Origin of the sequence: Halobacillus salinarum, assembly GCF_022919095.1 — a bacterium.
GTDB lineage: Bacteria > Bacillota > Bacilli > Bacillales > Halobacillaceae > Halobacillus_B > Halobacillus_B salinarum.
The window spans coordinates 2,647,914-2,663,710 of record NZ_CP095073.1; the positions used below are offsets into that span (position 1 = coordinate 2,647,914).

The 15,797-nt window shown below is 42.2% G+C and carries 14 protein-coding genes and 1 pseudogene; all 15 read right to left on the minus strand.

Features of this window, described 5'->3' with window-relative positions:
- Window positions 1-123 precede the first annotated feature (123 nt).
- On the minus strand, window positions 124-384 hold the full coding sequence (locus MUN89_RS13615; RefSeq protein WP_244708348.1) for a stage V sporulation protein S: 261 nt from the start codon (window positions 382-384) through the stop codon (window positions 124-126).
- Between the two features lie 107 nt (window positions 385-491).
- Complete coding sequence (locus MUN89_RS13620) at window positions 492-1,289, minus strand: TIGR00282 family metallophosphoesterase (protein ID WP_244708349.1); 798 nt, start codon at window positions 1,287-1,289, stop codon at window positions 492-494.
- Between the two features lie 104 nt (window positions 1,290-1,393).
- Window positions 1,394-2,956 carry a ribonuclease Y gene (rny, locus tag MUN89_RS13625; RefSeq protein ID WP_244708350.1) on the minus strand — a complete coding sequence of 521 codons (1,563 nt, stop codon included), beginning with the start codon at window positions 2,954-2,956 and terminating at the stop codon, window positions 1,394-1,396.
- A 340-nt stretch (window positions 2,957-3,296) separates the two neighbouring features.
- Window positions 3,297-4,340: a recombinase RecA gene (recA, locus tag MUN89_RS13630; protein ID WP_244708351.1), complete on the minus strand. Its 1,044-nt coding sequence runs from the start codon at window positions 4,338-4,340 to the stop codon at window positions 3,297-3,299.
- 194 nt (window positions 4,341-4,534) lie between these two features.
- Window positions 4,535-5,776, minus strand: a complete 1,242-nt coding sequence (locus MUN89_RS13635) for a competence/damage-inducible protein A (protein WP_244708352.1) — start codon at window positions 5,774-5,776, stop codon at window positions 4,535-4,537.
- Window positions 5,773-6,350, minus strand: a pseudogene (gene pgsA / locus MUN89_RS13640) (CDP-diacylglycerol--glycerol-3-phosphate 3-phosphatidyltransferase). Before pgsA ends, MUN89_RS13635 begins: the two are co-directional and overlap by 4 nt.
- Before the next feature lie 108 nt (window positions 6,351-6,458).
- Complete coding sequence (locus MUN89_RS13645; RefSeq protein WP_244708353.1) at window positions 6,459-7,403, minus strand: helix-turn-helix domain-containing protein; 945 nt, start codon at window positions 7,401-7,403, stop codon at window positions 6,459-6,461.
- Window positions 7,404-7,423: 20 nt separating this feature from the next.
- Window positions 7,424-8,215 (minus strand): DUF3388 domain-containing protein, encoded by a 792-nt coding sequence (locus tag MUN89_RS13650; protein WP_244708354.1) that lies wholly within the window; start codon window positions 8,213-8,215, stop codon window positions 7,424-7,426.
- A gap of 168 nt (window positions 8,216-8,383) precedes the next feature.
- The gene (locus MUN89_RS13655) at window positions 8,384-8,644 is read right to left on the minus strand and encodes a DUF3243 domain-containing protein (protein WP_244708355.1); all 261 of its coding nucleotides are present in this window, start codon (window positions 8,642-8,644) and stop codon (window positions 8,384-8,386) included.
- 74 nt (window positions 8,645-8,718) lie between these two features.
- Window positions 8,719-9,435, minus strand: a complete 717-nt coding sequence (gene ymfI, locus MUN89_RS13660; RefSeq protein WP_244708356.1) for an elongation factor P 5-aminopentanone reductase — start codon at window positions 9,433-9,435, stop codon at window positions 8,719-8,721.
- Window positions 9,432-10,721 carry an EF-P 5-aminopentanol modification-associated protein YfmH gene (gene yfmH, locus MUN89_RS13665; protein ID WP_244708357.1) on the minus strand — a complete coding sequence of 430 codons (1,290 nt, stop codon included), beginning with the start codon at window positions 10,719-10,721 and terminating at the stop codon, window positions 9,432-9,434. The genes ymfI and yfmH overlap by 4 nt, the downstream gene beginning before the upstream one ends.
- A 2-nt stretch (window positions 10,722-10,723) precedes the next feature.
- On the minus strand, window positions 10,724-12,010 hold the full coding sequence (gene yfmF / locus MUN89_RS13670) for an EF-P 5-aminopentanol modification-associated protein YfmF (protein ID WP_244708358.1): 1,287 nt from the start codon (window positions 12,008-12,010) through the stop codon (window positions 10,724-10,726).
- A gap of 137 nt (window positions 12,011-12,147) precedes the next feature.
- Window positions 12,148-13,107: an ABC transporter permease gene (locus tag MUN89_RS13675; protein WP_244708359.1), complete on the minus strand. Its 960-nt coding sequence runs from the start codon at window positions 13,105-13,107 to the stop codon at window positions 12,148-12,150.
- On the minus strand, window positions 13,108-14,154 hold the full coding sequence (locus tag MUN89_RS13680) for an ABC transporter permease (protein ID WP_244708360.1): 1,047 nt from the start codon (window positions 14,152-14,154) through the stop codon (window positions 13,108-13,110).
- Window position 14,155: 1 nt separating this feature from the next.
- Window positions 14,156-15,682, minus strand: coding sequence for an ABC transporter ATP-binding protein (locus tag MUN89_RS13685; RefSeq protein ID WP_244708361.1), 1,527 nt, complete (start codon window positions 15,680-15,682; stop codon window positions 14,156-14,158).
- Window positions 15,683-15,797: the final 115 nt, after the last annotated feature.

The following is a 15,797-nucleotide window of genomic DNA, read 5'->3' on the forward strand; positions in this document are numbered from 1 at the left end:
TGTTATAATTTTTCCGCAACCCTTCGTGTACGTACACAGTGTACACTTGAACATTAAAAAAACTACACTCTGTAGAAGAGTGCAGTTTCACTATAAATAATTGAATTTTTCATGAAAGCGCAGTTAACGAGGTTCGACAATTAACTTAATCGCCGTACGTTCCTCCTCATCAATCATAATATCAGTAAAGGCAGGAATGCAGATTAAGTCCATTCCGCTAGGTGCCACAAATCCACGAGCAATCGCAACCGCTTTCACAGCCTGGTTCAAAGCACCTGCTCCGATTGCCTGAATTTCTGCAGTACCATTCTCCCTAACCACATTTGCTAAAGCTCCTGCTACTGAATTAGGTACGGATTTAGCTGATACTTTTAATACATCCATTACTAGCTCCTCCTTCAATCACTATAGTTATTCCATAACTACTATATTCTTGGAGATGTAGAATATTACTTTTCATTATGAGTGAAGTTGTCACAAAATTCAAATAATCAGCGGAAGAAGGGGTGATCATCATTGATGAGGATACGTTCTACTTTTTGAGCTTTGCCTGTCCGCTCGTCTACATCTGCCAAAAATCCGCTTAATTGTGTTCTTCCCTTTTTTGGAACTTCAAAACGTACAGGAAGATTTGTCAGGAAGCGTTTGAGTACAGCTTCTCTTTCCATTCCTAATATTCCGTCATAAGGCCCCGTCATCCCTACGTCTGAAATATAGCCTGTACCCGCTGGAAGAATTCGTTCATCGGCTGTCTGAATATGGGTGTGCGTACCAACGTTCACACTTACGCGACCATCTACATACCACCCCATTGCTTGCTTTTCGCTTGTTGCTTCTGCATGAAAATCAAGAAAAATTACATTCGTTCTTTTTTTTGCCTGCGCTATTAAATCATCGATCTTTCTAAAAGGATCGTCGTTCGGAGCCAGAAACGTTCTCCCTTGTAAATTAATAACAGCAATTTCCGCCTTTGGTGTTTTAATAAATGTCATGCCGCTTCCAGGTGTACCTTCCGGGAAATTAGCGGGTCTGATTAAATAGTCCGCATCATCGATAAAATCAAAAATTTCTTTCTTATCCCACGAATGATTGCCAAGGGTAACGGCCTGGGCACCGCACTCAAGAAACCGGCGATAGATTTTTTCAGTAATGCCTTTTCCAGATGCTGCGTTTTCGCCATTAATAATCGTTGCAGCTGGCTGGTATTTTTCTTTCAGCTTCGGAAGGTATTCTTCTACCATCTCTCTTCCTGGAGAGCCTACCACGTCCCCGATAAATAAAATTCTCATGACATCGATTCCTTTCTATATCCTGCTCTATTTCCTCTTAGTAGTATTTCCTTTTCTATGACCTGTAAAACAGCAATGAAGCGGCCCAAGGGCCGCTTCATTTATTATTTCGCATATTCCACTGAGCGTGTTTCACGAATAACGGTTACTTTAATATGACCTGGATAATCGAGTTCTCCCTCGATTCGATTTCTAATATCTCGTGCTAATCGTTTCGCTTCAAGATCATCAATTTCATCAGGACGAACCATAATACGAACTTCGCGTCCAGCCTGGATGGCAAAGGATTTTTCAACGCCTTCATAGGACTCTGAAATTTCCTCCAGTTTCTCAAGCCGTTTAATATAATTTTCGAGAGTTTCACTTCTAGCACCTGGGCGGGCAGCGGAAAGAGCATCTGCTGCAGCAACCAGAACCGAAATGATAGACGTCGGTTCTTCGTCACCATGGTGAGAAGCAATCGCATTAATTACAGTTTCATTTTCTTTGTACTTGGTTGCCAGTTCTTTCCCAATTTCGACATGACTGCCTTCCACTTCATGGTCAATCGCTTTACCAATATCGTGGAGCAGACCCGCGCGGCGGGCTAGCATTTCATCTTCGCCTAATTCTGCGGCAAGCAGTCCCGAAAGATAGGCAACTTCAGTAGAGTGTTTAAGCACGTTTTGTCCATAACTGGTACGGTATTTCAAACGGCCTAATATTTTTACAAGGTCAGGGTGAAGACCATGAACACCAACCTCAAAGGTGGTTTGTTCTCCAACCTCTCGTATATAATCATCTACTTCACGGCGGGACTTGTCCACCATTTCCTCGATGCGAGCTGGGTGGATCCGTCCATCCTGGACCAGTTTTTCAAGCGCCATGCGTGCAGTTTCCCGTCGAATCGGATCAAACCCTGAAAGAATGACCGCTTCCGGTGTATCATCAATGATAAGATCAATTCCAGTAAGAGTTTCCAGGGTACGGATATTACGTCCTTCACGACCAATAATCCGACCTTTCATTTCGTCATTAGGTAAATTGACGACAGAAACCGTCGTTTCCGCAACATGATCTGCGGCGCATCGTTGCAAGGCAAGTGAAAGAATGCTTTTCGCCTTCTTGTCTGCTTCTTCTTTCGCGCGATTTTCTGCTTCTTTAATCATAATCGCAGTTTCGTGTGAAACCTCTTGTTCTACACGTTCAAGGATAATCTGTTTCGCCTGATCTGATGTTAAGCCTGATACTCGTTCGAGCTCGGCTTGCTGTTCTTGAAGCATAGCTTTCACTTTGCTTTCCATTTCTTCAATTTGTTGTTGTCTCTCGGCAAGAGTCCCTTCTTTCTTTTCAAGTGATAAATCACGCTGATCAAGCGTGCCACTTTTACGATCAAGATTCTCTTCTTTCTGTGTTAAACGATTTTCAGTTTTCTGCAGTTCCATGCGGCGTTCGCGGATTTCATTTTCCGCTTCTTGACGAAATTTCTGGTTCTCTTCTTTCGCTTCAAGAAGAGCTTCCTTCTTAGCAGATTCCGCATTTCGTCTTCCTTCCTCGACGATTTGCTTCGCTAGTTCCTCTGCACTGGAAATTTTCGCCTCCGCAATCGATTTCCGAATAAGATAACCAACAACAGAACCGACGATAAGGGCAAGCAAAATGAAGATGAGCGAGGATATCAAATCCATAATTTCACCTCCTCTTGCTATGAACTTGGTCCGTTTGTCGGCATGTACAAACGATTCATTTTCAGTTTCATTACTGTTAAAATAGGGTATAAAGATGAAAATGATACACTCTCATTTTATTCCTGACGTTTGGTAATGTCAAGGAATCGTCATATTTATGTCATCATTTAAGGCGAAATATTTAAAACTATCAGTCTATTTGGACGATCAAAAAACAGTGCCGCACGTGCACTGTTTTCGATGTTTTTACGAGACTCTCACTACAGATTGATCAGCTGGTCATTAACTTTGCTGTGAAAGAGAGTTTACGGCAAAACAAACCGTATGAAAGGTGAAATACTTAAAAGTCGAGAGATTCCTGACTTTCTTCTTTCGCAGCTTCTTTTTCTTCAGCACCCTCTATCATCCCGTAGTGTTCCCGGATTAACTGTTTTACTTCCTGATAGATTTCTTCGTTTTCTTTAAGGAACTGCTTCGCGTTTTCTCTTCCTTGACCTAAACGCTCATCCTTATAGGAATACCATGAACCGCTCTTCTGAATTAGATCAAGGTCTGTTCCTATATCTACCAATTCTCCTTCTCTGGAGATTCCTTCGCCATACATAATATCTACTTCTGCTTGTTTAAAAGGTGGGGCAACTTTATTTTTTACCACTTTCAACCGGGTTTTATTCCCGACCATGTCATTCCCCTGCTTCAACGTTTCCGCCCGGCGGACTTCCAAACGTATGGAAGAATAGAACTTTAACGCACGTCCGCCTGGAGTGGTCTCAGGACTTCCGAACATCACACCCACTTTTTCACGAATCTGGTTAATAAAGATAGCGGTCGTTTTAGATTTACTAATTGCGCCGGAGAGCTTACGGAGCGCCTGCGACATTAAACGTGCTTGTAAACCGACATGGGAATCACCCATTTCCCCTTCAATTTCGGCCTTTGGTACAAGTGCGGCAACCGAATCAATAACGACCATGTCCACTGCACCGCTGCGGACCAGTGCTTCAGCTATCTCTAAAGCCTGTTCCCCCGTGTCCGGCTGGGAAAGAAGCAGTTCATCAATATTAACGCCAAGCCGTCTCGCATAAACCGGGTCAAGGGCATGTTCCGCATCAATAAAAGCAGCCTGGCCGCCTTGTCTTTGTGCTTCTGCAATAGCGTGCAGGGCGACTGTTGTTTTACCGGAGGATTCAGGGCCATATATTTCAACGATTCGACCGCGGGGATAACCACCAACCCCCAGTGCTACGTCCAGGGCAAGGGATCCACTGGGTACAGTGTTTACTTTCTGTTCAGCATTTTCCCCCAGCTTCATAATCGAACCTTTTCCGAATTGCTTTTCAATTTGTCTTAGTGCCATATCTAACGCTTGCTTTCGATCACTCATACGATACCCCTTTCAAAATTTCTATCCTTATCATAACTTGTTTTTTATCGTTTGCCAACTAAAAAGCGAATAAATGTTCCCTTTTTTAATTTGAAAATGTGTACAGAATTTCAATTTTCTTTTACGTATAAATGAAATTCTGTACACATGATTATTGAAAATATTATTTATTAGTCACTTCTGCCATCAAATTTTCATCGATTTTTTAATAGATGGAACAACAATTCATACCCTTTGTTTACCGCCCGGCTGCGAATTTTGTCTCTGCTGCCGTCAAAATGGAATTTTTTCACCACAGGCTGCTCTTCCTGAACTTGAATCCCAATAAAGACGATACCAGGCTCATGACCTTCACTAGGATCTGGACCTGCTGCTCCCGTGAAGCTTATAGACACATCGGATTCCAGAATGCTTTGAGCGTTCAAAGCCATTGTTTCTGCACATTCCCGGCTGATCGTTCCAAATTCATCGATAATAAATTTAGGAACTTCAATGACTTTATGTTTTGCTTCCGGTGTATAAGCGACCAGACTTCCCTGGCATACTTTTGAAGCACCAGGCAGAGAGATCAGTCCTTCAATAAATTTTCCACCTGTCAGGCTTTCAGCAGAACAAAGCGACATGTTTTCAGCTCGAAGCAGCTCTAATACTTTACCGGCTATCGTGATTTCATCACTGCCATAGTAATACTCACCGACCCTGGATAGGATTATATTTTTCAACTCTCGAATTTGCTTCCGAACGTCTGATGGAGAGGACCCTGAGGCCGTTAATCTTAAAGCCACTTCTCCATTCCCCGCCAAGGGGGCGATTGTTGGATTGGTTTGTTTTTCAATAATATCGTAGAGCTCATGTTCAAGCGTGGATTCCCCAATGCCAATAAACCTCATCATTTCTGATGCAATTTCGGAATTCAGCTGAAACGTTTTCTGCAAATAAGGAAGCACAAAATCCTCCATCAGCTTTTTCATTTCTCTCGGAACCCCGGGTAGAAAAATCCATACGCACCCTTCTTCTTCGACAGCCTGCCCGGGAGCCATACCTTCAGGGTTAGGAAAAACACGAGCGTTTTCAAACACTCGTGACTGTTTGCGGTTGTTCAACGTCATCTTTCTGTTGTTTCGCTGAAAATAGTCTTCGATTTTAGCCATCGACTGCTGATCTTCTACCAGCTTCTGCTTGATTATTTTTTGTGCAGCTTCTCTCGTCATATCATCATCAGTGGGTCCCAGACCTCCGGTGATCAGGACGATATCAGAACGTTCCCGGGCAATTTGAAACGTTTGCTGTACCCGTGCCATATTGTCTCCTACAACATTATGAAAGTACACAGGAACACCATAAGCAGCGAGTTTTTTGGAAATCCACTGAGCATTCGTATTGGCAATTTGGCCTAACAGCAATTCTGTTCCTACAGCGATAATTTCTGCCTTCATTTGGAATCTCTCATAACATGCCAGTTTTTAGCGAAGTAGTCCCATCCTGACACTACGGTGATAAGAAGCGCAGCATATAATGCAATTAATCCAAGGGGAAAGTTCACATAAGAAAGCGGCCAATTATGCAATAACAATACTGAAACAGCGATGATCTGAAGCCATGTTTTCAGTTTTCCCATCTGGCTTGCCGCAAGGACACTGCCTTCCCCTGCTGCAACTAACCGCAGCCCTGTCACAGCGAACTCACGGCTGATAATGACAATCACAATCCATGCAGGGGCAAGCCCTATTTCCACAAGTAAAATAAGTGCGGCACTTACAAGCAGTTTATCTGCAAGCGGATCAAGAAATTTACCTAAATTAGTTACCAGATTGTACTTTCTTGCTATGTAGCCATCAATCCAATCCGTAGTGGATGCAAGAATAAACAAAATCGCTGCTGCAAGGTGGGCAATAGGAAGTTCACGGTCCCCCATAGGAACAGCCCCCAATTAAATGGTACACTCATCAGGATGATAAACAGGGGGATTAAACAAATTCTTGACAGGGTGATTTTATTCGGTAAATTCATACCAACACTCTCCTCATTTACAACATAAGGCTGTCCTCGTGAATAGTAAACAAACGGCACGTCCATTCGTTTCTCCTATTCATGCAAAGGACAGCCTTCCTTCATTTCTTACTTGAATTTCAATAAAAATTTCTGGGTAACCAGCTGATCCGGGTTAATAGGGTATTCCACCTCTTGGTCATCGATCTTTACAGTCACCGCTTTAGCCGAACCGATTTTCACATAAACTTCCTTCTGACCTTTCAAGTCAAAAGTAAGAGGGGAATCAGATTTCGAGTAAATCTTAGGTGGTGTTAAATTCTCTCCATTCTTCGGAGCGCTTACCTCCAGATAGGTTTGCCCTGAAATCTCTACGGTCAAACTGGACTCTTTAGCATTCTTTACTTCGAACGTATGCTCAGGAAAATTGCCGTTTCCTTGTTCCACGAGCTTTATTTCAGGCTTGGGTTGAGAATCTTCTTCCTGGTTCTTTTCATCAGAGGACTGTTCTTTATCCTCATCGTTCTGAGAATTGGAATCGCCGCTGTTATTCTCACTTTCTGAAGAATTCTGATCTGCGCTTGATCCATCACCGCTGTCATTTTGCGACTCCGGAACACTGACTTCATTTTCGTCTTTCGTTGAAGTAGGCTGGTCCTCATTGCCTCCTCCTTTAATCTGGGTGATAAATGCCCAAGCCACAAACAGCAGAAAAACAATGAGAACGACTGTCATGATCGTAGGAAATACTTTTGAAATACCAGACGACGACTTGGAAGCAGACTCCCTGCTCGCTTTTTGTACACGGCTGTATTGCACGAGGTTTTCGTCTTCATATTCAGGAAGTTCGCTTTTATGTTCCTGCATGATTACTTCAGGATCCAACCCCACTGCTGACGCGTATTCACGTATAAATGCCCTCGTATAAAATTTTCCAGGAAGCACTTTAAAATCATTGTTCTCAATCGCCTGCAGATAGCGTTTTTGAATCTTTGTAATTTCCTGCACCTGCTCTAGCGGCATTTCCTTTTTTTCACGAGCCTCCCGTAAACGGGTCCCAATATCCATTTCCATGTCTAACCACCATCCATTATTTAAAAATCAAACATGGAAAACCCATCATTCATCGGCATGCCTGGTTTTTCCACCGTTTCATATGTGATCTCTTCTTCTTCATTATTTCTCAACTCGATAATATAATCGAAATCATCCATTTTATATTCCGTTTCCTGCACAAATATATCAGGATGTTCAATAACTTTCGTCGCGGGAAGCCGCATGATTTCCCTGACTAACTGCCAGTGCTTTTCACTGGCTCTGCGAGCGGAAACAATACCGTCAATAATGTATAAGTTATCTTCACTGTATTCATCGTCAATCAATTGGTTTCTAACCGTCTGTTTCAATAAAGTGCTTGATACAAATAACCAGCGCTTATTTGCACATACACTAGCAGCTACGACGGATTCAGTTTTCCCAACTCGCGGCATACCTCTTATACCAATGAGTTTATGGCCTTCTTTCATAAACAATTCGGCCATAAAATCAACGAGCAACCCAAGATCTTCCCGGTTGAAGCGGAAAGTCTTCCGGTCATCCACGTCGCTATGTATGTATCTGCCGTGTCGTACAGCTAAACGATCTCTGAGCTTCGGACGGCGCAATTTCGTTATTTTTATCGTATCCATTGTGTTTAATATGGATTTTAAACGGGTGATTTGTTCATCATCTTTACACAGTAGTAGCATTCCACGCAGGGAGTTCTCTACTCCATTTATCGTTACAATATTTATAGCCATCATACCAAGTAAGGAAGATATATCTCCAAGTAAACCCGGGCGGTTGTATTGTATTTCATATTCTAAATACCATTCCTTTTTTTCCATTATACAACTCCTCAGGATTTTGTCGTAATTTGTCAAATGAGAAATTGAACCAGTAACGTCCTCCTACTATCATAAATGATTTTAATTGTTAAGGAAAGGCTGTAAATGGGCTGAATGGAAAAAATATAAAAAAACCGCACAAAATCATATTGTGCGGTTTTTGTCGAATTAAGCTTGATTTCCTTCGTTTTGTACTAGTTTGACCATCATTTTAGCGATGGCATGTTGTTCGTGATCATCTGCCACGTTCCAAAGTTCACGAAGAATAGTTTCCTGATCATTTTGTGCATCCACTTGTGTTGCTAAGTAATTCCCGATTTCAAAAGCAAGTTCGTTCACCGCACGATCACTCATTCCTTGTCCTTGTGCCTGGTGCAGACGGTCACCTAAGAAATCCTTCCAAGAATCAAAGTTTTCAAGAACAGACATTTCAGTTACCTCCTCATGGTAATTAATCATGATTAGTATGAGGAGGTAAAAACCATTTTATACATGCGAAGAAATTAATTCCATCCTCCATTTACCTGGAAGGTATGCCCGGTAATATAAGAGGCTTTTGAACTTAACAGAAATGCTATGGCTTCTGCCACTTCTATCGGTTTCCCAGCCCGTCCAACAGGAATATCTTCTTCAAGTTGATCGAGCTCCTCTTGTGAAAGCATCCCGTTCATTTTCGTATCTATGAGGCCCGGTGTCACAGTATTCACTCGTATTCCGCTTGGAGCAAGCTCTTTTGCCAGCCCTTTTACAAAACTGATTTGAGCACCTTTAACTCCGCTGTAAGCGGCTTCCATACTGGCTCCTATTTCACCCCAAATAGAAGAAACGAACACTATGCTGCCTTGCTTACGCGAAATCATGGCAGGCAGAACGTGCTGAGTAATCATCCACGGTCCTTTCATATGCTGGAAATACAACTGATCCATCTGTGATGGGTTCATATCCTGAAACTGGCCGCTCCAGTGACTTCCTCCTGCAAAAACGACCGCATCCCAATCAGTTTTTAATTGGGATAAAAATTTATCCACACCGTCCTGGTTTGATAAATCCCCCCGGATCGTGCCTGACAACTGACCAGCAGGAATGGCACGCTCCAGCTTGTGAATCGCACTAGCGTTTGAATGATAGTGGAGTCCTACCTGGCAGCCTTCTTCAGCGAGTAATTGAGCAGTCCTGCTCCCGATCTCACCGCTGCTTCCAATGATTAAACAGCTTCTCATGACTGCTGGGGTTTCACCTGAAAGACAGCAATTGTATCTTCTTTTATCCATTGATTCACATATTCTTCAGCATCATTAGCAGTTAGTGATTCAATCGCTGGTAATACATCAAATAAATTTACTCCAATGAGATGGTAATGGACAAACTGATTTGCGATAAATTCCATTGAATTCAACGCTCTCATAAACTGACCGATCTTTTTTCGCTTCATTCTCGAAAAATCTTCTTCAGCGATTTTTTCGTTTTTTAATTGGTGCAGCATTTCTTTGATCCTGTTCGCCAGTTCTTCTGGTTTCCTCGAATCGCCGCCAAGAATAGTAAATCCAAACTGCCGGTCAAGCTCTGTTTCAAATTGAAAGCTGTCATCGATCAAATCATTTTTATAAAGCTCTTCATAATAGGCGCCGCTCTTTGAAAAATAATAATCCAGAATCATGCTGGAAAGCAGTTCAGCTTTCAATAATTCCTGTCCTGTTAATCCCTCTACATTTTCTTTTACCCCTACCATAGATTTCGCGGTTGTGACCGGCATTGTAATTGAATGCTCTTTTTTTGCAACGGTTGAAGGTTCTTCCGGATAGAACCGGTCGATTTGCGGCTGTTCAGCAAATTCCTTGCTCGCCTGATTCTCGCGAATTTGCTTCATCAAGGCTTCCGGCTCTATATTTCCAGCGATGAATAAAACCATATTGGAAGGGTGATAAAATGTTTCATAGCAGGTATAAAGATCATCTTTCGTAATCGTATTGATAGAATCCACTGTTCCTGCAATATCCACTTTTACTGGATGTTCGTGATAAAGGCTTTGAATCGTGCCAAAAAAAGCCCTCCAGTCAGGCTGGTCATCATACATACGGATTTCTTGAGAGATGATCCCCTTTTCTTTTTCCACAGACTCTTCAGAGAAATAAGGGTCCTGAACAAAATCAAGCAGCGTCTGCACGTTCTTTTCAATCTCGCTCGTAGACGAAAATAAGTAGGCTGTTTTTGTAAAAGAGGTAAAGGCATTGGCCGATGCGCCTTGTCTCGTAAAGTCCTGAAAAACGTCTCTGTCCTCTTTTTCGAATAATTTATGCTCTAGAAAATGCGCAATTCCTTCAGGCACGGTTATTTTTTCATCTTTTCCGATCGGTGTGAAGGTTTGGTCGATGGAACCATAGTCGGTTGTGAAAATCCCAAAGGTCTTGGCCATTTCCGGTTTTGCTAGCAAAAAGACCTGCAGGCCATTATCCATCGTCTCTTTATAAACTTTTTCATTAAGCTGCTGGTATTCGAGTACTTCCATGGTTATTCCCCACCTTTTTCACTTGTTAAGAAATAAATGGTGTCTAATTCCACTTTGTTGGCCATATCTATTACATCCTGTTTTGTTACTTCACGAATGTGGTTGATCAGTTTATCGGCCGGCATCTCAGCTCCTGAGAGCATTTGATGGTAAAGGATTTCAATTAAACCATTGGCATTGTCCATCGTTTCCTGTAATTGGTTGATCACCTGATGCTTAGTTTCCTCCACCTGTTCTTCAGAGAAATCCCCTTTTTTCATAGCTTCCATCTGGTCGAGAATGATTTCTTTCGCCTGCTTGAAATCTTTCGGGTCAATACCGCTGAATACGAGCAGAAGTCCTTTATGACTTTCAAACCTTGAAGCCGCGTAATAAGCAAGGCTGTGCTTTTCACGCACATTTAAGAACAGCTTTGAACTTGGAAAACCGCCAAATATGCCGTTGAAAACCTGAAGTGCATAGTAGTCTTCATCCCCAAACAACGTGTTCGTCCGGTAGCCGATATGAAGCTTACCTTGGTTCACATCTTCAGCTTCCGTAATTTCTTTCACTTTTTCGATTTCTTTATGAAGAGATTTTTGGTCGTTATCCTCATTCCTGCGGTTCTTCTCTCTTTTAAACGTTCGGTCTGTTAATTCTTCAATATGAGAGACATCCACATCTCCAATGACATAGACATCAAGCATGTCATTTTCAATCATCGTTTTGTAATAATCATAGAGGCTTTCAGCAGTAATGGACGAAAAGTCCTCTAAATAACCATGCACGTGAAGAGAATACGGTTCATCCTTGCACATATGGTCCATTAACCTTAGATTTGCATAGGACATTTTGTCATCTTTAATAGAAGTAATTTTTTGCTCCAAGGTTTGCTTTTCCCGTTGAACAATTTCAGGGTCAAAACCTTGACCAACAGTTTTTGGATCAAATAATACTTCATGAAGCAGTTTAAAAGCTTCCTCCAGGATGGGTTCATTATCCTTGAGGTAGGTTTCGTTTACAACTTCCATCCTGAAGCTGAGCACGTGGTTTTCTCCCTTTTTCGAACCATCACTGGATAAAGCTGTACCGTACAGATTCTCAAACGCACTTTGAAGAGTACGTATATTTGGATGGTTGTTCGTAGCTTTTTGCAGCACATGAGGAAGCAAAGCACGTTCAGTAATCTTCTCTCGAAGCAATGGCCTTTTAAACTTCGCTACGATTGATATGGTTTTGTATTTTTTGCTAGGTAAAATATGTAGCCGATACCCTTCGTTATGCTTAACGGATTCTTTTGTTATTTTCATCTTCCATCCTCCTTATTTCTCTATTCTATTATGGTCAATCTTACTTCTATTCATCCACGAGGAACTAAGTCCTATGCTAAGGTATATGTAGCAAAAAGTAAAAAATTAAGCCCGGCACATTTGTACCGGGCAAAAATTCAACGATTTCCTTTCACGTAAGGTTCTCCGAGTGCTTTCGGCGCCTCTGCTCTGCCGATAAAACCTGCAAGAGCAAGAATAGTCAGCACATAAGGGGCAATTAAAAGAAAGATCGAAGGAACCTCAGACAATAACGGGAGGCTCGGCCCTACAATACTTAAACTTTGTGCAAAACCAAAAAACAAAGCGGCTCCAAGAGCTCCTAAAGGATGCCATTTGCCGAAGATTACAGCAGCAAGGGACATAAACCCTTGTCCAACAATCGTTGCGTGGGAAAAATTTAATGCAATCGTAAGAGCATAAACGGAACCGCCAAGGCCCCCTAAAGCTCCCGACAGCATTACTGCAACGTAACGCATGCTGTAGACATTGATTCCATTCGTATCAGCAGCCATCGGATGTTCCCCTACTGACCGAAGACGGAGACCGAAGGGAGTTTTAAAAAGGATAAACCATACGAGACACGCTAAAGCGATCGCAACATAAGAAGTGATGTACATATTGGAGAAAAATAAATCTCCGATCACTGGTATTTTGCTTAAACCTGGAATGTTTGTTGTATAAAAAGGGCGTTCAACCATGTCTGTCTGACCTTTATCATACCACTGTTTAGTTAAAAACAACCCGATCCCAAGAGCAAGGAAGTTAATAGCCACACCGCTGACAACTTGATCTGCCCTGAAAGTAATGGAAGCAACTGCATGGACTAAGGCAAATATGGCTGAGACCACCATTGCAGCAATAATAGAAATCCAAGGTGTTGCCGCACCGAAAGTATCATAAAAAGCCAGGTTAAACACTACTCCGACAAACGCCCCCATGATCATTAGTCCTTCCAAGCCAATGTTAATGACTCCGGAGCGCTCACTAAACACGCCGCCTAGCGCAGTAAAAATAAGAGGGGAGGCAAAAAACAATGCCTGCGGAATGATCGATTGCAATATTTCAAAGAAACTCATTTATTTCCCCTCCTTTTTAAACCGAAGAATGGCCCATCGAATGACGTAGCTGGAAGCTACAAAAAAGATAATTAATGCAATTACGATTTCGACAAGTTCTGTAGGCACGCCGGCTTCAGTCGGCATATTTAATGCCCCAATTTTTAAAGTCCCAAACAACAGGGCAGCAAGGACAACACCTACTGCAGAATTGGCTCCCAACAGGGCAACAGCGATTCCATCAAAACCAATATTGGTAAATCCTGATTTAACTGACATATAACCAAATGTACCCAAACCTTCCATCGTACCAGCAAGTCCTGCAAAAGCTCCTGATATAACCATAGCAAGAACAATATTACGACTCACGCTCATCCCAGCATACTTGGAAGCATTTTGGTTAAACCCAACGGAACGGAGTTCGAATCCGGTCGTCGTTTTATTTAATACAAACCACATGACAGCAGCCATAAATAAGGCAATTAAAATACCGTAATGCAGACGGGAAAAGTAAGTCATACCGGCGAGCCAGTCGGATGCTAATGATGCTGACGCTTTAATGTGTTCCGTCTGATCCTCTCCATCTGTAATAACGTTCCTCACAAGTGAATTGGAAGAATACAAAGCTATGTAATTCATCATGATCGTAACGATAACTTCATGGACACCAAGCTTTGCTTTAAGAATTCCAGGAATAAATCCCCAGAATGCTCCGGCACAAGCCCCTGCTAATACGGCCAGCGGCAAATGGATGATCATTGGGAAATCAAAGGTAACCCCTACCCACACAGAAGCAAGCCAGCCAACGAAGACCTGCCCTTCCACACCGATGTTTAGTAACCCAGAGCGTAAGGCGAAGGCAACTGCAAGTCCTGATAGGATATAAGGAGTCACCTGCCTGAGTGTTTCCCCGAAGAAATACAGATCTCCAAAAGCCCCGCTCCATAATGCGCCATAGCCCTTGATCGGATTATATCCAAAAGCGAGCATAATGACCGCTCCAAAAATTAATCCGAGCAATACGGAGATAATTGGAATTAATATATTTACAGTACGATTTGAAAACATATCATTCGCTCCCCGCTTTCTCTTTTGTATTTCCCGCCATAAGCAGCCCTAGTTCCTGTTCATTAGTTTCTTCCGGCTTCTTCATAGCCACAATCTGTCCGTCAAACATAACTGCAATCCGATCACTCAAATTCATAATTTCATCCAGTTCAAAAGACAGCAGCAAAACGGCACGGCCTTTATCCCGTTCTTCTATTAATTTCTTATGAATAAATTCAATGGCTCCAACATCCAGCCCGCGTGTAGGCTGAGCGGCAATAATTAAATCCGGGGATCTGTCGACTTCACGGCCGATAATAGCCTTCTGCTGGTTTCCACCCGACAATGCACGCGCTTTCGTATAAACGTCTGGAGTCCGCACATCATATTCGTTAATGAGTTCACGAGCTTTTTTATAAATGTTTTTGTAGTTCAGGACCCCCTTATTTGAAAATGGCTGCTCGAAATAATTTTGCAGAACCATGTTTTCACCAATAGGAAAGTCTAATACGAGCCCAAATTTATGCCTGTCTTGCGGAATATGAGATACGCCTGATTTCGTTACTTTTCTTGGATTCAAGTTCGTAATGACGCGGTCTTTTAAATGGACGCTCCCTGACTCCGTTTTCCTTAAGCCTGTGATCGCTTCAATCAACTCAGTCTGGCCATTACCATCTACACCAGCAATACCGACAATTTCACCGCCGCGAATATCTAAATTCAGGCCTTTCACCATTTCAACACCGCGTACGTCTTTCACGTGCAGATCTTTAATAGTTAAATACCTGTCCTTAGGATTAGCTTCTGATTTTTCGGTAGTAAAACTAACCTCTCTTCCTACCATTAGAGAAGCAAGTTCAGTAGGATTGGTATCTTTGACGTCGACTGTGCCGATTCCCTCGCCTTTTCTTATTACGGTACAACGGTCACAAACCTGCATAATTTCTTTCAGTTTATGAGTGATCAAAATAATAGATTTACCTTCTCTAACGAGCCCTTGCATAATGGTGATCAGTTCTTTGATTTCCTGAGGAGTCAAAACTGCTGTCGGCTCGTCAAAAATAAGGATTTCAGCACCACGATATAACGTTTTTAATATCTCTACACGCTGCTCCATACCAACAGAGATATCCCGAATTTTGGCTTTAGGGTCAACATTCAGCCCGTACCGTTTTGAAAGCTCTGCCACTTCTTTTTCTGCTCTTTTGATATCCACGGTTCCAGCTTTTCGTGGTTCACTTCCAAGAACAATATTTTCAGTAACTGTAAAGGTATCGACAAGCATAAAATGCTGGTGTACCATCCCAATTCCTAAATCATTAGCCACGTTAGGGTCAGTAATATTCACTTTTTCACCTTTAACTTTTATTTCGCCTCTCTCCGGCTGGTAGAGTCCAAATAAAACATTCATCAATGTAGATTTTCCAGCGCCATTCTCTCCAAGCAGCGCATGAATTTCTCCCTTTTTAACTTGAAGGGTTATATTATCATTGGCTACGATCCCAGGAAATTCCTTACGAATATTCAGCATCTCGATCACGTAATCCATTCGTCTCCCTCACTCCTTACCTATCTGTCTTCCCCTAGAAAAAATCATCAAATGAAGAACGCCGGAACCCCTCTTCATTTGATGATTTTCTTATTAGGGAGAGAAAGGCTTTATC